This is a genomic window from Pedobacter sp. SL55 (genome assembly GCF_026625705.1).
In the GTDB taxonomy this organism is placed as follows: Bacteria; Bacteroidota; Bacteroidia; order Sphingobacteriales; family Sphingobacteriaceae; genus Pedobacter.
Map to the genome: position 1 here is coordinate 727,963 of NZ_CP113059.1, position 25,571 is coordinate 753,533.

17 protein-coding genes are annotated in these 25,571 nt (G+C 37.9%); 1 reads left to right on the plus strand and 16 read right to left on the minus strand.

What is annotated here, in order from left to right:
* The first annotated feature begins 51 nt into the window (after positions 1-51).
* Positions 52-348 (plus strand): helix-turn-helix domain-containing protein, encoded by a 297-nt coding sequence (locus OVA16_RS03195; protein WP_267763478.1) that lies wholly within the window; start codon positions 52-54, stop codon positions 346-348.
* On the opposite strand, the gene OVA16_RS03200 is transcribed toward OVA16_RS03195, so the two are convergent.
* From OVA16_RS03200 to OVA16_RS03275, 16 genes are all read right to left on the minus strand, one after another.
* The gene (locus tag OVA16_RS03200) at positions 336-938 is read right to left on the minus strand and encodes a SprT-like domain-containing protein (RefSeq protein ID WP_267763479.1); all 603 of its coding nucleotides are present in this window, start codon (positions 936-938) and stop codon (positions 336-338) included. The two genes, OVA16_RS03195 and OVA16_RS03200, sit on opposite strands and share 13 nt — an antisense overlap.
* Positions 939-1,004: 66 nt before the next feature.
* Complete coding sequence (feoB, locus tag OVA16_RS03205) at positions 1,005-3,131, minus strand: ferrous iron transport protein B (protein ID WP_267765336.1); 2,127 nt, start codon at positions 3,129-3,131, stop codon at positions 1,005-1,007.
* Between the two features lies 1 nt (position 3,132).
* On the minus strand, positions 3,133-3,348 hold the full coding sequence (locus OVA16_RS03210) for a FeoA family protein (protein WP_267763480.1): 216 nt from the start codon (positions 3,346-3,348) through the stop codon (positions 3,133-3,135).
* A 206-nt stretch (positions 3,349-3,554) separates the two neighbouring features.
* The gene (locus tag OVA16_RS03215) at positions 3,555-6,335 is read right to left on the minus strand and encodes an outer membrane beta-barrel family protein (RefSeq protein WP_267763481.1); all 2,781 of its coding nucleotides are present in this window, start codon (positions 6,333-6,335) and stop codon (positions 3,555-3,557) included.
* Positions 6,336-6,601: 266 nt separating this feature from the next.
* Complete coding sequence (locus tag OVA16_RS03220) at positions 6,602-7,009, minus strand: VanZ family protein (protein WP_267763482.1); 408 nt, start codon at positions 7,007-7,009, stop codon at positions 6,602-6,604.
* A gap of 1 nt (position 7,010) precedes the next feature.
* Positions 7,011-7,391: a glycine cleavage system protein GcvH gene (gene gcvH / locus OVA16_RS03225; protein WP_267763483.1), complete on the minus strand. Its 381-nt coding sequence runs from the start codon at positions 7,389-7,391 to the stop codon at positions 7,011-7,013.
* 129 nt (positions 7,392-7,520) lie between these two features.
* Complete coding sequence (sprA, locus tag OVA16_RS03230; protein WP_267763484.1) at positions 7,521-14,279, minus strand: cell surface protein SprA; 6,759 nt, start codon at positions 14,277-14,279, stop codon at positions 7,521-7,523.
* Complete coding sequence (locus OVA16_RS03235) at positions 14,248-14,688, minus strand: hypothetical protein (protein WP_267763485.1); 441 nt, start codon at positions 14,686-14,688, stop codon at positions 14,248-14,250. Before OVA16_RS03235 ends, sprA begins: the two co-directional genes overlap by 32 nt.
* A 10-nt stretch (positions 14,689-14,698) precedes the next feature.
* A complete protein-coding gene (ruvA, locus tag OVA16_RS03240; RefSeq protein ID WP_267763486.1) occupies positions 14,699-15,283 on the minus strand; it encodes a Holliday junction branch migration protein RuvA in 585 nt (194 codons plus the stop codon).
* Positions 15,284-15,442: 159 nt separating this feature from the next.
* Complete coding sequence (locus tag OVA16_RS03245; RefSeq protein ID WP_267763487.1) at positions 15,443-17,752, minus strand: NADP-dependent malic enzyme; 2,310 nt, start codon at positions 17,750-17,752, stop codon at positions 15,443-15,445.
* Positions 17,753-18,063: 311 nt separating this feature from the next.
* On the minus strand, positions 18,064-19,350 hold the full coding sequence (locus OVA16_RS03250) for an HlyD family secretion protein (protein ID WP_267763488.1): 1,287 nt from the start codon (positions 19,348-19,350) through the stop codon (positions 18,064-18,066).
* Positions 19,351-19,398: 48 nt separating this feature from the next.
* Entirely contained in the window at positions 19,399-21,663 is a 2,265-nt protein-coding gene (locus OVA16_RS03255) for a peptidase domain-containing ABC transporter (protein ID WP_267763490.1), read from the minus strand.
* Positions 21,664-22,485, minus strand: a complete 822-nt coding sequence (locus OVA16_RS03260) for a DUF6625 family protein (RefSeq protein WP_267763491.1) — start codon at positions 22,483-22,485, stop codon at positions 21,664-21,666.
* Between the two features lie 31 nt (positions 22,486-22,516).
* Complete coding sequence (locus tag OVA16_RS03265) at positions 22,517-23,233, minus strand: TlpA family protein disulfide reductase (RefSeq protein ID WP_267763492.1); 717 nt, start codon at positions 23,231-23,233, stop codon at positions 22,517-22,519.
* Positions 23,196-24,032, minus strand: coding sequence for a hypothetical protein (locus tag OVA16_RS03270; RefSeq protein WP_267763493.1), 837 nt, complete (start codon positions 24,030-24,032; stop codon positions 23,196-23,198). Before OVA16_RS03270 ends, OVA16_RS03265 begins: the two co-directional genes overlap by 38 nt.
* A gap of 430 nt (positions 24,033-24,462) precedes the next feature.
* Positions 24,463-25,500 (minus strand): TlpA family protein disulfide reductase, encoded by a 1,038-nt coding sequence (locus tag OVA16_RS03275; RefSeq protein WP_267763494.1) that lies wholly within the window; start codon positions 25,498-25,500, stop codon positions 24,463-24,465.
* Between the last annotated feature and the right edge of the window lie 71 nt (positions 25,501-25,571).

A 25,571-nucleotide genomic window follows, 5' to 3' on the forward strand; every position in this document is an offset into this window, starting at 1 on the left:
TGTCTATTAATGAAGTCGTATCTTTAGTTAATTTACTACAAATACGCTTTTATGAATGTTGGTAAAGTCTTAAAGAAGCTTAGAAAATACAAAGGAGTTACACAAGAAAACATAGCCAACTTTTTAAATTTGGAACGAACTAGCTACGCCAAATTAGAAAAGGATAAAACTATGCTACGATTAGATACGGCCAAGCTAATTGCTATTTTTTATGGCTTTGAGCTACACTATCTAATTTTATGTATGGAGTACGACAACTATGTTAACAACCCTACCACCATTAGGCTAATTAAAGCTCAAAAAGAAAGGGAAGCGCTGTATAAAAAGCAGACAGCCTATTCGGCATAAACCTCTGCTAGCGGATTAAAAAGATAAACTTTGTTGTTATCTAAACAAACACAACGGTAACGCTTTCTAATTCGCTCGCCTTTTTGAAATCTGCGACCGTCTTTTAATGTGAAAATAGTACCAGCGGGTAATTGTTCAACATGATGGGTTTCTGTTTTTTGGTCATATTTCTTTAAGGCTCTCGCCAAATGTAAATCGGTGCAGCTAGATGCCGCTGGATTATTCAAATAAGCAATAATACTTTGGTTAACATCTGGAGGAAAAACATTAAGATCAAAGAAAGGCTTCATCATTCGTTTAAAATTAACCTTCCACTCTGTGCCGTGGGGTTTTACTTTATTCTTATGGTCGTTCCATGTAAGTAAATGAGCAAATTCGTGCACGGTAGTCACTAAAAAAGCGTATTGATTTAGGTTGTTGTTTACAGAAATTTTATGGCCTTTTCCTTTAAATGGATGTCGGTAATCGCCTAATTTAGTATTCCTAGTTTTAGAAATCTTAAACTCACACTGGAAATAATCTATCCACTTAGCAATAATAGGTGCCGCAGCTGGTGGCATATAATTCGCTAAAACTTCTTTTTTATCCAATGAATGACTAAATTTTGAATGATTGAATATCCTTACAGCAATTCAACAATTAAGCAATATAGCAATTTACTTCAACAACTGATAAGCAATCAGCGCCGCCACATAAGCCATCAACGTCATATAAACCAATTGGATGATTGGCCATTTCCATGATTTGGTTTCTCTATACACCACAGCAACCGTACTCATACACTGCATGGCAAAAGCATAAAACAACATTAACGATAAAGCTGTTGCAAAGGTAAATATAGGTAAGCCCGTTTCTGGATTTTTTGCAGCAGCAATTTTATCACGTAACCGCAATTCGCCATTTTCATCGTCTACCCCTTCTACGCTATAAATAGTGGCCATGGTACCCACAAAAGCCTCACGGGCAGCAAATGAAGTAATTAAGGCAATACCTATTTTCCAATCGTAACCTAAAGGTTTAATAGCTGGTTCTATAGTTTTGCCAAGAATACCAGCATAAGAGTTTTCTAACTTTTCTGCCGATCTATCTCTTTCTAACGAAGCCAACTGCACAGTATCTATTGAGGTAGCTTCTATTTGATCGTATTTGGCATCAATGGCTTCGAAACGTGAGCTTGGACCATAAGTAGACATTACCCATAAAATAATTGAGATAGCAATAATGACCTTACCAGCCTCGATTACAAAAGTCTTAGACTTCTCGTACATCGTATACAAAACATTGCTCCAACGTGGCATACGATACACCGGCAGTTCCATAATAAAATACGAGCGTTCTTTGGCCTTAATAATAAATTTGAATATCAAAGCCACCAAAATAGCGGCAATAATACTGATCAAATACATCGCCATTAAAGTTAACCCTTGAAGACTAAAGAAGCCCCAAACTTTTTCATCTGGTACTACTAATGAAATTAATAAGGTGTAAACAGGCAACCTGGCCGAGCAGCTTACCAAGGGAGTAACCATAATGGTAATAATGCGGTCTTTCCAGCTTTCAATATTACGAGCACTCATAATAGAAGGCACTGCACAGGCAATACCGCCAATCATAGGCACTACAGATTTGCCACTTAAGCCGAACTTACGCATAATTTTATCCATCATGAAAGTAACACGGGCCATGTAACCCGTATCTTCCAAAATAGAAATCAAAGCGAACAGAATAGCAATTTGAGGGATGAAAATCACAATACCACCTAAACCTGCCACTACACCATCCAATAGCAAATCAGTAAGCACACCCGCTGGCAGGTACTCGTGCCCCCATGCTGTTAAGGTGGCAAAAGATCCTTCTATTAAATCCATCGGCAACGAAGACCAAGAGAAAATGGCATTAAAGATGAAGAAAAGGATGAAGATGAAAATAACGAAGCCCCAAACTTTGTGGGTTAAAATAGAATCGAGTTTATCTGTAACCGTAAATTTCTTTGCCGCTCCGGTATCTGTAACTACATCTGCCAATACTTTACTTAAATGCTTGTATCTGGCAACAGTTTCTTCGCCTTGTAACTTGGTGGTGTCAAAACCAGTGCTTACTTCAATGGCTTCAATTTCTTGTTGCTCTTTTTCAGTAAAAAAATTGAGATGCTCGTGCTGATGCAGCACCTGCAGCGCAAAATAATCGTTTGTTGTAGCTATTTTTTGCTTAACTGCTTCTATGGCTTGTGGCGCAAATTCTTTAGCTGCAATGCTGCTATTTTGCGTAGCAATGGTAGTAGTTTGCGCAATAGCCTGCTTCAGTTCGGTTAATCCTTCTCCCTTTCTTGCCGAGATATTTACCACCTGTACGCCTAAACGCTCAGCCAGTTTATCTATATCTATATTGATGCCTTCTTTCTTGGCCATATCGGCCATGTTAAGCACCAACATCATGGGTATACCCAAATCGGCAACTTGAGAAAACAGTAAAAGATTACGGCGCAAATTGGTAGAATCTGCCACCAATACAATCATATCTGGATGACTGGCATTGCTTTTATCCGCAAGCACTTGAAAAACAATACTTTCGTCTTTACTTTTTGGGTACAGGCTGTAAGTACCTGGCAAGTCGATAATCTCGGCAGTTTTACCCGATGGAAGCTTACAGTAACCCGTTTTTTTATCAACAGTTATGCCCGGAAAGTTCCCAATTTTTTGATTTAATCCGGTTAGGAGGTTAAATAAGGTAGACTTTCCTGTATTCGGATTTCCAACTAATGCTACTTTTAAATCGGCCAAAATACTATTGAATTATAATTACAGCAGCTTCGGCTTTACGTAAACAAAGTTGATATCCCGCAATGCGGATGGCTATTGGACAACCCAATGGAGCACAACGCTCTACCTCTACCTCTTCTCCCGGAAGGCATCCCATTTCCATCAGTTTTACAGCCATTTCAGAATCTGTGAATGAGATAATGGTACCTTTTTGACCTGGATCTAATTGCGAAAGTTTCATAGAAAAATCTTTATTTACAAGCCAAAAACAACATTTTTGTACTCGTTAAAACGCCTGCAAGTTAACCCTTATTTATATCAAATCCAAATAAGAATATGTAAAAAAAAGTAAAAGGAATGCCATGCTATACAGGTTAGAGATTACTCCAAAAAGAAAGGGAGCTAATCTTGCTTTAGCTCCCTTTAAAGTATATAAAATTTCTACAACTACATTCTACCCGGGCCACCCATTCTAAAATTGCCTGGGCCTCTGCCTTGTTGCTGTTGCGGGCTCATACCTGCAATGGTACTTAACGCATAAGTGAATGAGAACATGAAATAACGTTTCAACACGTTAAAGTTCTGATCAACAATAGCGTTGGCATTTGCATTACGAATAACGCCCGTATTTTCGTTAAACAAATCGTTTACCGAAAGCTTAAATGTGCCTTTGTTTTTGAAAAACTGACGGCTAATGTATGCATTTACCTGCGTGTAATCTGCATTTGCTGCACCTCTTCCAGTTAAGCTATTGTAAGTAACATCTGTTTGCAAACGGATATTTCCAGGGAACATATAACTGATGTCGATATTTGGCGATAAGGTATAAAAGTTGGTAGTTTGGCCAATGGTATAATTGCTACGATCCCATCTACCAGAAACACCTGCAATTAAATCTAATTTATCCATGTTAGAAACCAATTTATAGCCATTTCTTAAGCCAATAGATTTGGTTACATTTTCTAAACCTTCGGTAACGTTGGTGCCCTGACTTGCAGACAAACCACCGTTCATTTGAAAGTTTAATTTATTGCCTTTAATAATTGGCAAACCTAAGCTACCAAATAAGTTTGCGCTGTAATTTCCTTTAACATTTACGTAGCCATTTTCAATCTTTCCTAAATCTTCTCCTGCCTCGGTAATTTCTCTTTGTGCATTACCAAAATCATTAAATGTTTGCGTAATAAATGCGCCTAAAAACAAAGTACGGTAACTGGCGAAATCAAAATTATTATAGAAAATTCTTAAATTATTAGAGAATGAAGGTTTCAAGTTTGGATTACCTAATGGTACCGTTTGCGTGTTGGTGTTATCTCTTACCGGTTGTATTTGATCAATACTTGGCTGGTTAGTTCTACCATCGTAACGCACATTTAAACGTTTAGAGTTACTAAAGTTATACCTAAACTGTGCCGAAGGAGTAATATTAAAAAAATCCTGTTTGAATAAAAAGCCCGTGGTTAGGTTATCGTTTGTTCTGTTGGTTAGCTGTCCGGCTACGCCTACATTCCAATTGTATTTCTTCTCGTTTTTGTTTAAACTAAAACCTAGGGCATTGGTCCAGGTTGTGTTTTCGAACTCATTGCTATAATCTATATTTACCACGTCATACTGCTGAGTTCCGTTATTGAAATCGTAAACTAAGCGCTGTCTATTATCGTGCATATAAACATTTTGCAAGTTAAACTCTAAACTTAAAGTTTTAGATAAAGGCTCTGTATACACCAATCTAGCGGTATTACTAAAGGAGTTTACATTGTTGTTAGTTAGTTGATCTAAATTTCTGTTTGGAAGGCCATCTAGCGTTTCCGGATTTTTATTGAAATTATCTGCTTCGCTATCGTTGATATTCGTGTTTACATTTAAGGAAAGTGTACGTCCGCGGCGAAGAAACTTTCTTCTTAGCAACAAGTTGTTACTAATTGATGGAGCCTTAGAACCAGTAATTAAATTCTGCGTACCCACCGCATTTCCTGCAGTATTCATCCTGTCGTAACTACTGAAACTATTGGCACTATTATCCGTATAAGAAATATTTGGCTGTATCCTAATTGAAGTTGCCGAGTCTAATTTAGTGTCAATCATAAAGTTTAAACGATGATTTAACCGCTCGGTAGTACTTTCTGAATTTTCTAAACTGGTAGTTGTTCTATTATTGCTTAAAAACCTTTGCGTGCTAGAAACATTGGTATTAAACAATGAAGTTTTGTTAAAGAAATAACTACCGTTAAATTGCATACCATCGTCAAAAGTATCGGCAAAGTCTATACCACCCGCACTGGTTGTGGTAATGCCTTGTTGCTGTTGGCCACCACCACCGCCAAACATTTGACCACGGCCACCACCGCCGCCTCCAACACCGCCACCAAAGTTCTGTTTGTTCACGTTATTGAACTGACCTAAAAGGGTAATCCTTTGCGAACCATCAAAACGGTTAAGGTTAATGTTAACATCATGACGTTCGTCTGTACCATAACCTACGGTAGTGTTACCAATGTAACCTTTATTTTTAACCCCATTTTTAGTCACGATGTTCAAAATCTTTTCACGGTTACCATCATCAACACCGGAGAATTTGGATTGCTCAGACATGTCATCGATGATCTGGATTTTATCTACCATATCAGCAGGTAAATTTCTGGTGGCCAACAACGGATCGTTACCCATAAAATCTTTACCATCTACCCTTACTCTTTTAATGGTTTCTCCTTGGGTTGTTACTGTACCATCCTTAGCTACTTCAACTCCTGGTACTTTTTTCAATAAATCTTCTACTACCGAGTTCTCTTTAACTTTTAAAGTAGATGCATTGATCTCCAAAGTATCTTTTTTAACTACTACAGGTGGCGTTTCTCCTTTAATTTCTACGCCTTGTAAGGTAACCCCGGTATCTTCCATTAAAAGCTCGCCAAAGTTAATGCTAGGCTTAGCTGCTGTTAATTCGAAATCTTTATTGATGCTTTTTAAACCTAAGTAAACTACATATAACCTGTATTTACCAGTTGCAATGTTACCAACCGAGAAAGATCCGGTAGCGCCTGTAGAGGTAGAGCCTACTACGGCAGAATCTGCGCTTAATTTTTTGATAGCAATAGAAGCATAGTCTATTGGTTGCTTGTCTTTTTGATTTAATACTTTTCCACTAACAGTACCCTGCGCTTGTGCAAAAGCAATATTGGCAAGGCAAAAAATGGCCAATAATAAAAATCGTTGTAAATGTTTGTTCATTCGATGTTTGAATATTTATTTTTTGAATTAACTATCAGACTACTAAAAGCCCTAAAAGTTTGTTGAGGATTGAAAAAAGCGTGGTAACATTTTAAATACAAAAATTTTTTCGTTACAAAAGCTAATTTGCAATTAAATAATGTTGAAGTATATTAAGGAATTATAAGCTTTTTTGACGTGAGTGAGCTACTTTTGGGCACTTGCAACTAGGTTTAAAAATACTACAAGATTGCAATAACACTAACAGAAAAAAAATTAAAAAGAGATTAAACCTTGTCTTCATTGTAATTTGATCGATGCAAAAGTACATAACTAAACACGCCCATTAAACAGCCTATCATATCACAAGCAAAATCCCACCACTCTGCAGAACGATAGGTAAACATTTTCCATTGTAGCAATTCTATGCCTCCGCCAATAACTACAGATATCATGATGATTTTGAAGATAGTGAGCGAGCGGAAGCTATAATTGTGCTGGTATTTTATTTTTCCGTAGAATAGTAAAATGGTAAGTACATAAAAGAAGCCGAGGTGGGCAAGCTTATCGAAACCGGTAAAGAAAAAACCAGATGTGTGGCTTGCTTTAGATAAATCTATATTACAAAGCACTAAAGTTACAACTGCCCAAAGTATGGCCCAACGTTGGTACTTTAGTGCTTTAATACTTGACATATTAAGCGCCAATTAACGCTTTATATTCGTCTGCACTAAGTAAACCATCTACATCAGTAGCATTAGTTAAAGTTACTTTAACCATCCATCCTTGTCCATAAGGATCTGAGTTTACCAGCTCTGGATTATCATTTAATGCCGCATTAAACTCGCTAACTGTACCAGCAACTGGCATAAAAAGATCTGAAACTGTTTTTACTGCTTCTACAGTACCAAACACTTCTTCTGCTGCAACTTCTGCACCTACAGTATTGATATCGATGTAAACAATATCTCCTAGTTCTCTCTGCGCAAAATCAGTAATACCAATGGTTGCTTCGTTACCTGATACCGAAACCCACTCGTGGTCTTTTGTGTATTTTAACTCTGATGGAAAGTTCATTTTTATACGATTAAGTTTTGTTGTGTTTGAATTATTAATGCGAAGTTAGTAATTTTTGTTGGGGCGAAAAATCTTTCGCCCATAATAGAAAAATCTTTATTACTGTTGTAAAAAAATGTGCGTGTATTTTTAATTTAATGTTGCCCTTAAGCTAAAACCAAAATTACTGAACGAGGTATTAAACGATTGCGAAGTGTAAGGCTTGGTAATATTCGAATCGTAGAACAAACGCACATTAAAACGTTGGTTTAGCACATAATCTACACTTGGACGTAAGGTAATATTTTTAGCTCCAGAAGATACTTCGGCCTCCACAATATCGGCTCTGTAAATTACCGTTTTGTTATCACGAACTGATATATCCAACTTAAAGTCCATGTTGTTATCCATTTTTAACTGCTTAAATAAACCAAACGGGAAACGGAATTTTGTAGTACGATAGCCCAACCCGAAGACTACATTATTTTCTGAAAGATGAGCCAATTGACTATTTGACAAGCTCAATCCCAGCAATCTGGTTTTATTGATCTCGAAGTTAAGTGTCATGTTGTTTTTTAAACGCGTATCTATACCAACCAAAGGCGCAAACTGCTCGGCAATACTTACCTGTGCAAATTGATACAATGGCAAGAAGTTACCATTTACATCCTTACTGCTGGCGAAACCATCAACCTCTTCGTACCTTAACAAGCTGTTAAAGCCGTTTACGCTATACACCGAACGATAGCCGTGTCTTAAGCTCATTTCAGAAAAACGATCGGCAATGAAAGGATACTTTGTTAGGCCAGAATAGGTTAACCGCCAGTTTGGCAACGGTATTTTAGGCAAGGCATTTAAGCTAGATGAATTAGCATCTTTACCTGTATAAGCAGCCAAGAACGAAAGCACCACCACATCTTGCGAGCTCTTATCGTAACCATTTGCATAGCCTGCTGTAACACCTCCCGAGTTGGGATTTCGTGCACCCAACCTACGTGAAATTACAGACCTGTTGTTCATGAACTCGTTAAACACTCCAGACAGCGTGCTGCCGCTTTTATCTTTAAATGCCGTACCAAAAGTAATGGTAGAGATACTATAGTCGCCCGTTGTATTTGGACTTAAATTGGTAAATCCGCCAGAAGGCACGTCGTATTTAAAGTTGGTAGAATAGTTTAAGGTACGGTTTTTACTCGCTGTTAAAGTTACCTTTAAGTCTTTTAGCGGTTCTATCGTGCTCGTTAACTGAAAATCTTCGCGAAGCGTATTTACATACAATTGCATTTGATTTTCGTCGGTAGTAATCCAGCCGTTGTTAACTGCCATTAACCTGATATCTCTTTGGCTGCCAAACACAAAGCCTAAGCCAGGCGCTCCGCTAACATCGTCTATACCAAAGAACTTTGTTTTAGGCAAATATCCCGGCAAGAAAGTTCCTTTTGTTTGGGTATAAGCAACGTTCACATTTTTGATACTGGTTAGCAAGCCAACCATAAAGTTCGAAAACTTAAATACCGTATCTCGATTATTAAGTGTTCGTCTAATAAAGCCAAACTTATTATATAGCGAAGCCATATTTAAGGTTGGGTTAACTTGTATAGTTCTCGAATTTTGAATGGTATTACCTAAATCAATGGTTGGATCATTTAGTGTAGACAATGCCTCTGTTTGCCAAGTAAAGGTAGTTCCGTAAGTAGTGGCCACGGTCATCCAGTCCATACCCGGAATTTTATTGATTGGCCAGTTGTATCTTACATTTAAGCTATGGTTATAATCTGTGGTTCTTCCTAAACTTTTAAGGTTGTTCCAAAGTGTATCGCTTTTCAAGCCATTTATACGGCCTTCTGGTTCATCAATAATAGAGTAGTTGGTGGCATCAAAATCTAAGCTTAGTGATTTGGTTAAATCCCAAGCAATACCGTACACCCTAGTTACCTGAAAATTCTTGTTAAAGGTGGTGTTTATTGGAATGTAGTTGTTAGGGTCGTTGTTTCTCAGCGTGTTTTCTGAGTAGAAACGGTCGAAATCTATCCTAAAATTAATGGCATTTGGCAATAAAGAAAAATTGAAATCCTTCAATAACTTTAAGGTATTAGATTTAATTAGTTTATCAAATGGCTGATAGCTTTTGGAGTTATAGCTATAATTATAAGCTAATGAAGCTTTGTAAGTATTTTGTATGGTAGACTGATTAATAAAATCGCGATGCGACAACTTACTTTGCGCATAAGAAACATTGAAGTTTTCTATATCCCAAAGCCTTACTTTTGCATCTTCTTTCACTCTATCTTTACGCACATTGGTAAAGGCCAAACTACTACGGGTGGTGTAATCTTGTGCAAAGTTTAGTATCGAATCTCTTTGTGCTTTGTTAGAAGCATCCAAAGCTTTAGACAACTCTATATCTGGTGTACGAGGATCAAACTGAGGGGTGGCCACCTGCTTAGAATAGCTCACAAACATAGGTACTTTAACGCCGCTGTTTTTAGGCAAAAACTTGCCCAATTCCATATTCGAAGAAATATCAAAAGCGGTATGATCTGCCCTGCTACGTTCGCTCACTTTGCTATCTATAGAGCCAAAACCAACGGTAGATTTTGTTCCCGAAACATTCACATCAGCAAAATCGGCAAGTTTCATGCTCATTCTTGCAGTTGCTGCCCAGCCGCCACGCTCATCAAACTCGGTTAAGCGCAATTCGTTAAACCAAACTTGGGCGTATTTGGCTAAACCATCGTCATTGGTAGGAGAGCCAACAGCTCCCTGCAATGGGTTTTTAACCCCAAGCATATACACCCGCACCTTGCTCATGTCTGGCTGGCCTTTTACAATAATGGTGTTTACCCCATCGCTATAGCGAAAAGGCTGGTTAATTGGCCACGGACCAGCACCCAAGCGAGCATTGTTACGGGCAACTTTTGCTTTTTGAAACAACTCTAGTGCAATATCTAACTTATTATCTTCTGGCCAAATGGCGTACGGATCGCTAGTGCCCGGCTGCGTTACTCGCAAAGGTTTGTTGTACTCGTAATAGTTATCATCGTTATCGGTACCAATCCGTAAAAAGGCACTTAAATCGTTGTTCTCTAGGTTGTGTACGCCATCAGCTTCTAAATGGACATACATTTCTAACCGTTTATAAGATCTAAAATCGTTGATACCCGTTTTAAAAGCCGCCCTACCATAACCATCTCGTAAATCTTTTACAATTAGCGATAGCGATTGCTCGTTTTGGCGAGTATCTCCTCTGTAATTACTAAAATCACGTTCTCTTTCTATACCTGGAGGCACCACATAAGGAATTGGTGTTCTCCTGCCGTTTTCTTCAATATTTACCGTTCCTAGTTCTAAAATCGAATTATCTGCTGGTGGGGTTAAACCTAAGGCCGGATCGGCAATTACTTTATTGCTTTCATTTTTGGTGTTGTACTGTCTCCACTCGCCACGTACAAACTGTATTTTCGCGAACCTTAAAACCGCCGTATCCGCAAACTCGGTCATAAACATTCTTACAAAGCGGATAGATTTAAAATCTTGAATGCCACCCATGGCTCTTTCATACTGAGCCAAAGGAATACGGATTTGGTACCAAGTAGCGTTTTGCGTTTGCCCGTTTGCCAACTTTACAGAAGAAACTACTTTATCGGTAACAAAACCTTGCCCTACCTGTAAATCTCCCGGACGAATAGAAACCTTATACTGGAAATATTCGTCTGACTGGGTCATGTTGTTATCACGGTTCACATCTTCGCCATCTGGCAAGGCCGTAGAAGCCGAGTTTTCCAATCCTAACTCTTGTTGCGATTGTTGCGAGGTTTTAGAGTTTCCTTCTAAACCATTAAAATTCATGTAGCGCTTTAAGATACCTGCATTTTCTTGATCTAGTGCACCACCTCTAAAATAAGCATAATCGTCTGATGATGGATCGTTCTCGAAAGCCGCAGCCGCACCAGGATTTAACAACGCTTTAATCTGATTAATTTCGCTTTGGAACTTGGCTCTTTCGTTGGCATTAGACAAACCATCTAAACCCACATCTTGTGCACGCCTTACATTTGGATCGTTATCAAAAACCTGTACCACCGGCTGTAGCTTGGCTACCCTACCCCAAATGGTTTCGTCGTATTTGGTTGGATCGTCTCCAGCTGGCAAACCATTTTCAATAGATTTACGCCCATCTTTTAGAATATCTTCAGAAATATTACCGATGTTAAAATATAGATCTCCACCTTGTGAGCCTGGCTTGTACATAAACGGATCCATCATCCAAAGCTCTACATACTCAATGTTGTTGGCTTCAAAATCGTTTACGTCTACCCTGCGCATTAAACCTCCCCATCTGCTTCTCGGGTTTTGCAAAGTTCCGTCTGCATTAAAACCTGTAGTGGCAAAGTTATAAGGGCCTCTTAGCATTGGGTAATAAGCCAAATCTAAAGTTTGTAGTGTAATGGCCTGCCCTGTACTGATTTGTTTAAACGGGAAAACTTCAGTTTCTAAAACTTCTCTCACATAGTGGTTAGAAAGTTCGTTCTTATCGTTACGCAAACCGGCTGGTATTTGTCCTTGTCCGCCCCTACCGTAAAAAAGCGGATCGATGTTATAGAAAGCTATTTTAGCCCTATTGTAACCATAAGATAAGCTTGGTGTTAAACTAGGCGAACCTTCGGAAAATAATTGCGGTGTACCAGAAATTTGCCAAGCAATGGCACTTTTTAAATCTATTACCGAGCGAGAGGCCTCAAAATCATCAATGTAACTGGTACCTCCTTTGCTGCCTCCCATGTTTAATGCAGACGGATGGCCCGGAACTAACTGTGCAAATTCGCCATAAAAGGTAATGTTAGATTTCTCCTTAGTAGAAATTAAAGGAAGTTTATCTACCAGTTTAGTTAAAAACCTAGACGAAGAGGTATAGTTTACATCCATTCCCCAAATAGAGTTGGAAATAGGTTCTTCCCCAAAGTTTACTTTCGGCGTAATTGGCCGCTCGGTAAGGTTCATAAAAGTACCACCGATATTTAATTTGTTATTTACGCGATAATCTCCGCGAATACCAAATAAAGAACGCTGCTGCAAGCCAAAAAGCTCATTGTTTTCTGTAGAAATACGGATAGACTGGCCAGAGCTCAATAGTGCTGTATTTAAGATTTTTACACGACCGCTCATGTAATCTACCGTATAATCGTTACCCTCTACCAAAGGAATACTGCCCATAAACACCTTTACCGAACCTTCTGGCACATTGATGGCGTTTAAGCTAAATTCTGAAGAAATCTCTGATTGGTAGTGTCCTTTAATGATATATCTATCTTTACCAGGGAAATTTTGTTGGGCCACCACTTTAGTAGAGTCGTACAATTGCGGATAGGTATACTTATCTATCAAATTGGTTTCTGTAGAAACAAACTGACCAGCCAAATCTTTACCAAACGGCTCTATTACTGGAAAAATAATACGACCGTTTTGTGGGTCTATAGTTACATAACCGCTGATGGTATTGGTTAACGAGGTAGCCGAAGTACCTGTACCAAAAGTTGGATTATTGGTAGTTCCTACATTACTTTGCGACGAAGCAAAGGGGCTACTTTGGGCTTCAAAATCAAAAACACCATCGGGCTTGCGCTCTTTCTGCTGATTTAACCTATCTAAAGCTACCGCTTGTAGCCAAATCTTATTGGTAGTTCTAGCTCCTTCTGTAATTACGGCACGCTCTACGCCAGCAGTTTCGTCTACCCTAAAAATATCTAGTTTAAAGTTCTGATTACTGATTTGATAACCGCCAATGTTATAAATGTTTTTCATCATCAAATCCCAAATTGGCAAGTTGGGTTTGGTAGTTTCGTTCTTTAATAGCTTTGCGAATAAAACATTTGGGGTTGCTTGGTCAAAAGGTACATCGGTAGAAAACTCGCCCACCTGAAACTCCTGGCCATTGTAAGTGTAACGATAAGCTACCGCCAACAACTCGTCTGTATTTAACTGAACATTTAAAGAGATATACCCTAACTGTGGGTGCATGGTAAACTCCCTATCGGTAAGTTTACGGGCATAGGTAATTTTAGCAAAGTTATCTGTAGAACCAGAGCCCTGAAAAAATTGAAGTAAATCGTTACTATTAGACAACCTTGCGCCTGGTGGGATGGTTGCCAATAAATTATTTGATTGCGTTGGGAAGGTACTGTTGTTAAAACCAGAAGGTAAACTATCCGTTCTGGTACGGGTAAAATTTGGGTTATGAGGTGCGTACTCGGCCAAGTCTGCAAAACCGATCACGTCTCTAGAGTCTGTAGTGTTACCAGTCTTGTTGGTAATCCAAACCTCTACTTTGGTAATATTTACTGGCGATAACACTGTTGGCGGGGTTCTTTGCGCTCTGTTGTATTGGTCTCTAAAATACTGCGCCAAGAAATAGTGTTTGTTAGCTTCGTACTCGCTACCACTTACACGGTACTCGCTTTGCTGTGCACCGTTGCTAATTTCTATTTGCTTAGATTGAGATTTTTGCTGCGTAAAAACTGTAGTTAAACCCAGTTTACCAAATTGCAACTGCGTTTTAATACCGAACAAGGCTTGTGTACCAGTAATTAACGAAGTATTTAAAGGCAAACTCACGTTACCTGCCTCAATTCTTCTGATGATATCGTCAGGACCGCCAGTGTAGTCTAACTTAATTTGGTTCTCAAAATCAAACTGCGCTTCGGTATTGTAGTTCATCTTGATTTTCATTTTGGTACCAATGTTACCTACCACATCCATTTGGATACGTTGTGTAAAATCAAAATTACTTTGCACCCGTTGCCGTTCGTTAAACAAAGGGTTTTCGTTCTTATTGATGCGCCCTAAAAAGGTAAGCTCTGCCTCGCCGCTCGGCTGTATATCAATGGTGGTACCACCAAAAATCTTTTTCAAAAACACGACTGTTAATTTTTACTTCCGGAATAACACCCGTTTTACGGATATCATCAATTTCTTGGTTAGAAAACAAGCGCCAATTCTCACGCTTAATATCGCTATTAACCATGCGCAAGTATTGCTCTACGGTAAGGTATTGAGGTGGTGTATAGAGCTTATCGCCAATACGTTCGGTAATTACATAACGGTTATTAATGGCATCATACGCTACCTCACGTTTTATATTTTCGGGAAGTTTAAAAAAAGGATTGCTGTAGTTGCGCAACCCCATCCATTGTTTTTCTTGTAGGTTAAATGTGTTCTTCGCAGAGTCTATCCTAGAACTAGCACTGTGTACTTGTGAGAACGCTTTTTTGCCTATGCATAGGCCTACCAATAAAACAAAATAGGTAAGTTTGTTTGTCAATCTGGTTTATTTATAAATTCTTCAAAGCTTGTTTGATCATTTGCTCAACAGTAAGTTCACCGTCAGCTTTTTTAATCACATTTTCTAATGCTTTATCTGCTACCTGTTTGCCAAAGCCAAGCATGATCAAAGCAGATAACGCTTCATCTTTAATTGTATTGTGAACAGGCATTAAAATTAATGATTCTATGCCTTCTTTTTTCAATTTATCTTGCAGCTCTAATACTATACGCTGCGCAGATTTAGCTCCTATTCCTTTTATTTTTTGTATCAATGCTACATCTGCATTTACAATTGCCTGTTGTATTTCTGCTGGCGTAATAGAAGAGAGCATCATACGGCAAGTGGTTGGGCCAATGCCCGAAACCGAAATTAAATGCAGGAACAACTTGCGTTCTCCTTCATCGGCAAAGCCGTAAAGCGTATGCGCATCTTCTTTTACATGCAACCAAGTGTAGATTTTGCATCGCTCTGCGCTACCTAAAGCAGCATAAGTATTAAGCGATATATTGATGTGATAGCCCACTCCAGCTGCTTCTACAACAATATAAGTTGGGCATTTAAACGTAAGTTTACCATCAATATAAGCGTACATAAATTTAAGTTATAAGTAAAAAATCAAAAGTCAAAAAAAGATTTTCAGTTTTTAAACACCAGCATTAATAAAACACTTTAGGCGAGTGCATTACACTCGCCTAAAGCTACAGTAAACATAGCGTTTAACGCTAAATTAACTAGATTTTTATTTTTAAGCTTATTTCTTTTTAAATAACCCTCTTTTTTTAGGACTTGCCTCTTCTTCTTTTGCTTGCACATCTAGCACTGCAATGGTTACCATGTTTACAATTTCTCTTACCGAGCTACCCAGCTGCACAATATGAACAGGTTTTTTTAATCCCAACAAAATTGGACCTACGGCCTCTGCACCACCAAGTTCTTGTAAAAGTTTGTAAGCAATATTGCCCGACTCTAAGTTAGGGAACACCAGGGTGTTTGCTGGCGCATCTGCTAAGCTACTGAAAGGGAAATTGTCTTTTAACATCGCATTATTAATGGCAAAGTTTCCTTGCATCTCTCCGTCCACAATTACTTCAGGATATTTTTCGTGAAGAATTTTAACAGCCTTCCTAGTCTTTTCTGGAATAACGCCCTCGTTAGAACCAAAGTTAGAGTAAGAAAGCATAGCAATACGTGGCGTAATGTTGAATTTTCTTACTGATTTCTCTAGCAACAAGGTTAAATCTACCAGCTCTTCTGCCGTTGGGTCTACATTTACAGTGGTATCGCCAAAGAAAACCGGACCTTTTTCGGTCATCATCATATACATACCTGCTACACGACTTACACCTTCTTCTGTACCAATAATTTGCAAAGCAGGTTTAATGGTAGTTGCATAGTTTTTGGTCAGCCCCGAGATCATGGCATCAGCTTCGCCAAACTCTACCATCGATGAGCCGAAATAGTTTCTGTCACGCATCATTTTTGCAGCTTCGGCTACGGATGTAACACCACGTCTCTGTCTTTTTTGATATAAAGATTGTGCATATTTTTGCGTTCTGGCTGGTTCTAAAGCCGGATCAATAATTTCAACGCCATCTAATTCTAAGGCACTTTCTTCAATAATTTGCTGTATTTTCTCTTTGTTACCCAATAAAATTGGAATGGCGATGTTATCGTCTTTCACAATCTGGGCAGCCTTCAAGATTTTGTAGTTATCTGCTTCTGCAAAAACCACACGCTTAGGATCTGATTTTGCTTTGTTGGTAATGGCACGCATAATGGCATCATCTGTACCTAAACGCTTCCTCAATTCTTCTGCATAAGCATCCCAATCGGTAATGATCTTACGTGCCACACCACTTTCTATTGCCGCTTTTGCCACCGCCATAGAAACGTTGGTCATTAAGCGAAAATCCATTGGTTTTGGAATGATATAATCTTTACCAAATTTGATGTTTTTGGCATTGTAAGCCATATTTACTGCTTCTGGCACTGGCTTTTTAGTGAGCTCGGCAATAGCACGAACCGCTGCAATTTTCATTTCTTCGTTAATTGCGGTAGCTCTTACGTCTAAAGCACCTCTAAAAATATAAGGGAAACCTAAAACGTTATTTACTTGGTTAGGATAATCAGAACGACCAGTGGCCATAATGATGTCCTTACGTGAACTGATGGCCAAATCGTAAGCAATTTCTGGGTTTGGATTAGCCATGGCCATTACAATCGGGTTTTTCGCCATCGATTTGAGCATATCTACCGATACACAATCTGCTGAAGAAAGTCCAATGAATACATCAGAGTCTTTCATGGCTTCTTCCAAAGTAGTTAAGTTGCGACTGGTAGCAAACTCCGCTTTGATAGGATCTAACTTCTCTCTATCTGCACGTATCACACCATTTCTATCGCACATTACAATGTTTTCCTTTTTAGCACCAATGGCCATATAAAGTCTAGAGCAAGAAATAGCAGCTGCACCTGCACCGTTCACTACAATCTTGATTTTATCTAGTTTCTTTTTCTGCAATTCGCAAGCGTTAATTAATGCTGCTGCAGAGATAATGGCCGTACCGTGTTGGTCATCGTGCATTACCGGAATGTTCATCTCTTCTTTGAGCCTACGCTCAATTTCGAAACATTCTGGTGCTTTAATATCTTCTAAGTTTACACCGCCAAAAGTGGGTTCTAAAGCTTTAACGATGTTTACAAACTCATCTACATTTTTGGTATCAAGCTCTAAGTCAAACACATCAATGTCAGCAAAAATCTTAAATAAAAGGCCTTTACCTTCCATTACTGGTTTACCAGCTTCGGGGCCAATATCGCCTAAACCTAAAACCGCTGTACCGTTACTAATAACGGCTACTAAGTTTCCTTTTGCGGTGTATTTATATACGTCGTCTTTATTATCTGCAATTTTTAAACAAGGCTCTGCCACACCTGGCGAATAGGCTAATGTTAAATCACGTTGTGAAGAGTATGGTTTGGTTGGGATTACTTCAATTTTTCCAGGTCTACCCTGCGAGTGGTAATCCAAGGCATCTTGTTTTCTGTTAATCTTGCTCATTTTTCAAATTATTTGTAACGGCCAAAGTTACAATCTTTTTTTAAGGATGTGGTTGTTTTTATCAATCTGTATTGATTGGCAATAGGTTATGAATGTTTAGAAAATAGTCTGTAAAAACAACCAAAAGGACCGCTAAAGATTTTTTGAAAAGCAAATTACTGCTACTATTCAATAGTTAGCCCCTCTTTCCGCTGTAGTCCTCGCTCGCTACGCTCACTGCGGGCTGCCGCTGCAATAGGGTTTATGATACAAAGGTTTTGCACAACAAATTACGGTTAAATAGAACTAAGCATATTCACTCCACATTTTACCTAATTAAACATTTTAGTAACATTTCTCAAGAAGCGTTGCAGTAGCGAGCTTTCTTTGGTAATAATTTCTGCATCAGCCATCATTCCTTGTTTTAAAACAATGGTATTGTTGCCGTCTTTCTGTGTTAAGCCTTTAAAATCTATTTTTGCAAAAAACACACTGTCTTTTAAAGCTGCATCTGTGAGGTAAGCTATCTTTCCCTCAATGGCGCCATATTCTTCAAATGGGTAGCTGCGTAGTTTAACTAGCACCCTTTGGCCCATGCCTACTTTGCCCATATTGTATTGCGGAATTTGCACTTCGCCGAAGAAATTAGCATTGCCTGGGTTTACCATAAACAACTCTTGATTAGTTGTTACATTTTGGTTCTCCTGCAATATGCCTACATAACTTACCTTGCCCGCAATGGTTGCACTTATCACATAGTTGCGCAACCAAGTTTCGGTTTCTGTAACCATGCTATTTAAAGCCTGTACAAATTTACTTTGCTCTTCTCTAATGGTATTTTCTAAAGTGGCCAGTTCTTTTTGCTTTGCCAAATAACTGGAGTTGTTATTAATTAATGCGGTAGTGGTTTGCTCTAACGGATATTTTGCGGATAGGTATTTGTTCTCTTGCGCCTTAAATTCGCTGTTAGAAATTACATTTTTACTTTTCAGCTTCTTATAGTTGCCATACTCTTCTTCTATATTGGCAAATTCTTGAAGCTGTATTTCTTTTTGTTTTAATATCTGTTGTTGTAGTTTGCTTATTTCATTCAAATCTTTTTGCAGATAGCTCTTTTGTGAGAGATAAAAACCTCCCCTTTGTGTACCTAAAAACCTTAAAAATTCTTGATAAAAATTTTGATAGGCACCTTGAAGCTCGCCCAAATTTAAACTTTGTGGCAGTTGTTGCAAGCTCAATTCTTGTTTACCCATTTGTTGGTTTAAAATAGCAAGGTATTTTCTCAATTTAATTACATCTTCATGCTTTGCTGTGCTTTCTATATACGCCAATGTTTGGTTGGCATTTACCTGCTGGTTATCGTTTACCAAAATTTTAACCAACTTGCCCGGCTGGTAGGCAATAATGGTTTTTGGTGCATTAATAGAATTGATTTTTAAGGGAGTTTTTACTACATCGGGGTAGCGGATAAAAGCTGCCCCCAGAACAATAGCCAGCAATACAGAAAAAACCAAAGTAATGCCCCAGCGCAATATCCACGGGGGCACAGCGGTAATAATGTCATTTACCTCTTCGCTGTTTCTTGGCGACAATAATATTTCTTCTTCTTGTACCGGCATTCGATTTTTTTGAATTCTTGCTTTTTATTTCAATAGAAGACGAGCTTTTTAATTCCCTAACTCCAACTGGTTTTTAACCAAATGGTAATACTCGCCTTTTTGCCTCGTGAGTTCTTCGTGAGTACCTTGTTCTACAATTTTGCCCTTATCCAACACTACAATATTGTCTGCATTTTTTACCGTACTTAATCGATGGGCTACCACTATTACCGTTCTTCCTTCAAAAAAATTTTCCAAATTTTGCATAATCACACTTTCATTGTTGGCATCTAAAGCATTGGTAGCCTCATCAAAAAAGATATATGCTGGATCTTTATAAACCGCTCTGGCAATCAATATGCGTTGTTTCTGTCCCTGACTAATCCCATTACCCTCAGCGCCAATTTTAGTGTTTAAACCTAATGGCAAGCTTTCTATCAAGTCATTGATGTTGGCAACTTTAATGGCATGTCTCAATTTGTCCATATTTGGATATTCATCTGCCACAGCAATGTTTTTGGCAATGGTATCAGAAAAAATAAAGCCATCTTGCATTACCGTACCACATTGGCTACGCCAAAAACCATAGCCAATTTGGTCTAAATGACTGGCACCCACTTTAATTTCACCTTTCTGAGGACCATAAAATCTCAGCAACAATTTTAAAATGGTAGTTTTGCCACTACCGCTCATACCCACAATGGCCGTAGTTTTACCTTGCGGAATATTCAAATTGATTTGATTGAGCACAGGCTCGTTACCTGCTCCGGGATAGGTAAAACTAATGTTCTCCAAACGGATTGACTGGTCTATGGGAAGGGTTTTAACAAATACCTTATCCGCAGGTTCTTCTTCCTCCATTTGGTGGATTTCGTTTAGCCGTTCTAAGCTAATCTTGGCATCTTGCATTTGTTGGATAAACCCCAACAACTGTTCGATAGGGCTGTTTACTTGCCCAACAATATACTGTACCGCCATCATACCTCCCAGTGTCAATTGACCATCTATTACTGCTTTGGCTACCAAAAAAGTAATGAGTATATTTTTTCCTTCATTGATGAAAAAGGCTCCTGCCTGTTGTACTTGCCCCAGTGAAAGGCTTTTGATACTGAACCTAAACAAGCCAGCTTGCAGATGTTCCCACTCCCAACGTTTTTGCTGCTCGCAATTGTTAAGCTTAATTTCTTGCATACCACCTATCAACTGCACAATGCTACTTTGATTTTTAGAAGATAGGTCAAACCTCTTGAAATCCAGTTCTCTACGTCTTTTCAAAAAGGCAACCACCCAAAGCGAGTAAAGCACGCTGCTGACTAGAAAAATAAAGAAGATATTGACATTGTAATAGGCCAGTACCAGTGTAAACACTAATAAGTTGAAAAGCGAGAAAACGGTGCTTAGCGTGGTTCCAGTTAGAAAACTTTCAATACGTTTTTGGTCGTTCATGCGCTGCATGATATCTCCGGTCATCTTGGTATCGAAGAAGCTCATGGGGAGTTTCATCAATTTGATGAGAAAATCGGTAAGTATTGAGATGTTGATACGGGTACTGATGTGCAGTAAGATCCACGAACGAATGAAATCTACACTCATGCGACCAACAAACAACATAGTTTGTGCTATAAGCACAATGTAAATAAAGTTAAGGTTACGGGTATTGATACCGATATCTACCACCGACTGCGTAAGAAAAGGCACAATGAGTTGCAGTAAACTGCCCACACCCAAACCTACAAACAGTTGTACAATTAGTTGTTTATATTGATATAGATAGCGCAACAGAAACCTAAAACTCAAAGCTTCGGTTTGATCTCCATCTTGCTCATAGAAAGCTGGTGTTGGCGAAAGCATTAAAGCTATACCTTGGCTATGTCCATTGTGATGTGTACTTAGCCAATATTTTAAAAATTCGGCTTCTGTGTATTGAATTAAGCCTTTAGCTGGGTCGGCGATGTGATAAACGGCCTCTCCCCCAACCCCTCTCCCAAGGAAAGGGGAGCCATTGGTGCTAATTTGTGCTTCATTACCTTTTACCTTACGCCCTCTACCTTTTACCTTAAACAGTATTACAAAATGGTTCTGCCTCCAATGTAAAATAACAGGCAGCTCTGTTTCTTTTAATTGTTGTAGGGTTAGCCTGCTACCCATGGTACGGAAGCCTATTTTTTCGGCAGCCTCGCTTAAACCTAATAATGAAATACCTTCTCTATTTATACCAGAAATGTCCCTTAGCTTTTGTAGGCTAAAATTTTTACCATAGTGTTTGGCGACCATACGTAGGCAAGTAGGACCGCAGTCCATACCATCTAACTGTCTATAGAGAGTAAAGCCCATTTAGTAGATTGTTGTTGGACTGATATGAAACTTACTACGATATTTACCAATCTTAATATTTGATTTTCCTTCTAGTTTAAACATGATCAAATGATAAAGCATCACTTCATATTTGTTTCTATAATAAAGTTTTCCATTTTGCCACTTAAGCTTTCCAGGTAAGCCTTCAATTACATGAAAATCGAAGTAGGCTTTAATCCTTCCTTCTTTTTCTAAACGTTTTACCACATGCATCATACTATCTATTTCGCAATCAATCTGTTCTGCTAAAAGGCCATCTGTAAATTGTTTGTGCGTGAAATTTGTTTCATCAAAGCAATAGTGTTTATCGTTAGTAAAAACCTTTTTATAATCTCTACTCTCTTTGTATAAAGAACGTGTAAATTCATTATTTTTAAACAATTGAAAATAGCCAGTTAAAAAATCATGTCTTACACTAATAATATCATGGCTTTGCAAAACGTGATCTGTGATAAAAGCTCTGATGTCTCCAAATATTACATCGAGGTCTCCGTAACCCCAATAGTCATATTTAGCTATATCTTCTTCAAAAATTTTACCGTAGGCTGGTTTAAAATCGCAAAGCTTATAACCATTTTTTATGCTGATTGGTAAATTCAGCTTTTTAGTCCCTAATTCATTTATTTTGCTCAAATCTTTGTAGGTAACAGTAACATTATTTGGTATTTTCAATGGTGTGATCCTATCATCTGTTACCAAAAGAAAATCTATAGTTAAGTTATAATTACAACTGTGCAAAAAATGATGAACGTACCAAGGCAGTTTGCCCATGTAGCATACAATAAAGATAATGGTACTCATTTTTTATATTTCTAAAGAAATTTGGATTTTTCTATAGTAATTCACTTATCATATCCTTCACTACCTTACTGCCAGGAAATGCTGTGAATTTGTTTTTAAGAAGTCCACTTTTGTCATACAATAGATAAGACGGAATAGCCTCAAATTTAAACTGGTCCATCATAAACTCCCATTGATCGGGATCTAAGTAATAATGTTCACCCCCTATTCCATTGATCTTTTCTTCCCACAACTTCTTAGGCGAAGAGCCATTTGTAAGGTACACAAATGCAATGTTCTTATCGTGAAATTCATCTTTTGTGCTTCTAAACTCCTGCATGGCATCTAAACACGGCGCACACCATGTGGCCCACAAGTCTATAAAAACAACTCTATTTTTATATTTGGCAAGAATTGTTTCAATAACTTTATCTTTAGCTACAGATGAGATATCATTTACAGTAGTCGGTAATTTAAGTTTAGCTAGTTCAGCCACTTTGTTGTTCTTCCTTAATAAAATTTTAGCGATCTCTCCATTTTTCCAATAACTCTCTATGTTTTTTATTTGTTTTTCGCTCAAAGGTCTCAATTCTTCATTCAGCTGTAAGCTATAGGCATTCGCAGCCAACACATCGTAATAATAGCCATTATTAAAACCTAACAGGTCAGCTAATCTTAGCTTGGCCTCAGCTAACCATGTAGGGATGGGTGTGTCTTTAATTTTGGGTAGATTAAGTATTTCGTTTTGCAATATTTTTTTGGATTTCATAAAAGCTAAAACCTAGTAAATGTCGTGGATTGTTAAATTTGAGTTCTTTTAAGAAACGAAAATATAGCCTATCAACCTGCCTAATGGTGGGCTCGATACTCTTATCACTACTCGTATTTTTGAAATTCCGCAGCATTTCTTCTTTATAATCAAAAACATGTGCGGTGTACAAATTTAATTGCACCTCCCTAGAAATCACATCTTTTAAATTTTCAGATACGAGGGTATCGTTATCAACGATTTTTAAGCGCTCCGCAACTATAGACTTTGCATAGTCAAGAAAATAGTTCGTACTTCTATTGTACAATGGGACGGGCATTCTATTGGGCTTGTAGCTTAACACCTTTACCATCACATCCATACCATTTATCATATTGCTCGAGCTCCATCTGTCATTTGTCGAAATGCTTTCAATTTTTTGGTTGGTATCATAAAAGATCTTAATGACTGTTGTCTTAGAGTTTTCGATCTTTGTTATTAAAAATTTGTCGCTATTTAGCCCAATATTGAGACTTACAAGCGATACAGAGGTTTCAATATGTAGATCAACTGAAAAGTTACCGTTTACATCTGTAAACGTTGTGTATTTTTCATATTCTCCAGAGATTGGGTTAGGAACTACAACGAGTACCGAAATTCCTTCGATTTCCTTATTTACTGCATGAATTTCTCCTTTCAACATCGCAGTACCTGCATTAATTACGGGAGTATCGATCGTTATTGCGTAGGAAGGTTTGTAAGTAATAGAGCAAATAAGTACAAAAATGTAATAAAAATTAAGTTTTAAGATTTTTATCATGTTATATTAATTTCTTTATATTCTAGCGAATACAAAGAAATTCGCTAGAATACAGGTTTTGTTAAAGCAATGTTGAGCAAAATAGTGGGCCTGCTATGTAAGAAGTACACTTTCCTGATTGTTCATATCCTGTGTTATCTGTATAATGACATTCACTATTTGCACTTTTTCCTGCACACGCCTTTATTTTTGGAGAATCCCCTCCGCTTCACCACTTCCCGCCATAATCTTTTTCATCTCTGCTCTCGACAATTTAGTTGCAATTGCGCCAAAGCTAATTTTCTCAATTTTCATAATTTAATTAATTTTGAATGTTTAAGTTTTTGCAGGCCTTCCACGCTGGTCTGCTTACGGCGGTAAAGGTAAACGCCCTTACTCGTTGTTGGGGCAGTACACTTGCAATTGGGCTGCCCCTTTTTCATCTAAATTATTATTTGTTCGGAAAGATTTTATTAAGTGTACTAACTAATTCTTTTCCTCTTAAATTTTTTCCAATAATTCTCCCATCAGGATCTAACAGATAACTAACTGGCACATAACGAATTCTATACTTATAATATACTGAATTTCCTATTCCATGTAAATCGCTAAGATGACTCCAAGCTTGTATTTTATCTTCCCTAATTGCTTTCATCCATTTATTTTTATCATCATCAAATGAAACACTAACAATTTCAAACGGATATGTTGCGTAGTTTTTGTTTAATTCTCTATATTGGGGATGTTCCTGTCTACAAGGAACGCACCAACTTGCCCAAAAATCTAACAGAACGTATTTACCCCTAAAATCTGAGAGCTGTATATCAACTCCATTAGTGTCTGGTTGAATAAAATTAGGGGCAATTCTACCTTCGTAAAGATTTTCGATAATGTAGTTTAATAAAACACCTTTCGAGTTTTTCACTATACTGTCCTTAATTGAGTTATAAATTTCCAGCAACTCACTATCAGGTATCTTGTTCTCTAGCTCAAGTAGGTAATCGAAATTGAGAATAGAGCTTGGATTATTCTTGATTAGTTTCTTTAAAGCTTCATTAACTTCGCTCTGAATGTACTTACTCCTATCACTTAGCTTCATTGACTCTGTATACTCTGCGTTAGCTTTATTACCCATTACTTTATAAGAATTGAGGAGTGTGTCTAAAAATTTCACTTCAGCAATACCAGGCCCAAGTTCAAAAAAAACCTGTTTGTTCGGCCGTTCTTTTAAGGCAATAGAATATCTCTCGAAACCTTTTGTAGGCACCTTAATAACACAAACTTGGCTTTTTACTTGAGCCTCCTCACTAAAATTATCCATTTTTATCAAAGGGGTAGAGAATAAATGCTGCTTAAAGATTATTTCTTTTTGTTCCATTTGTTTTGGAAAAACAAATGTTACAATTAAAGTATCTTGTGCATAAATTGCGCAGGGTAACAATTTTATTAAAAATAAGGTAGCTAGTATTTGCCTAAAAATTTGTTGCATACAATAGATTTATTTTCATTATCTAATTATCTAAGGTATAAGGTTGTAAAACCTCATACCTTAGACATCTT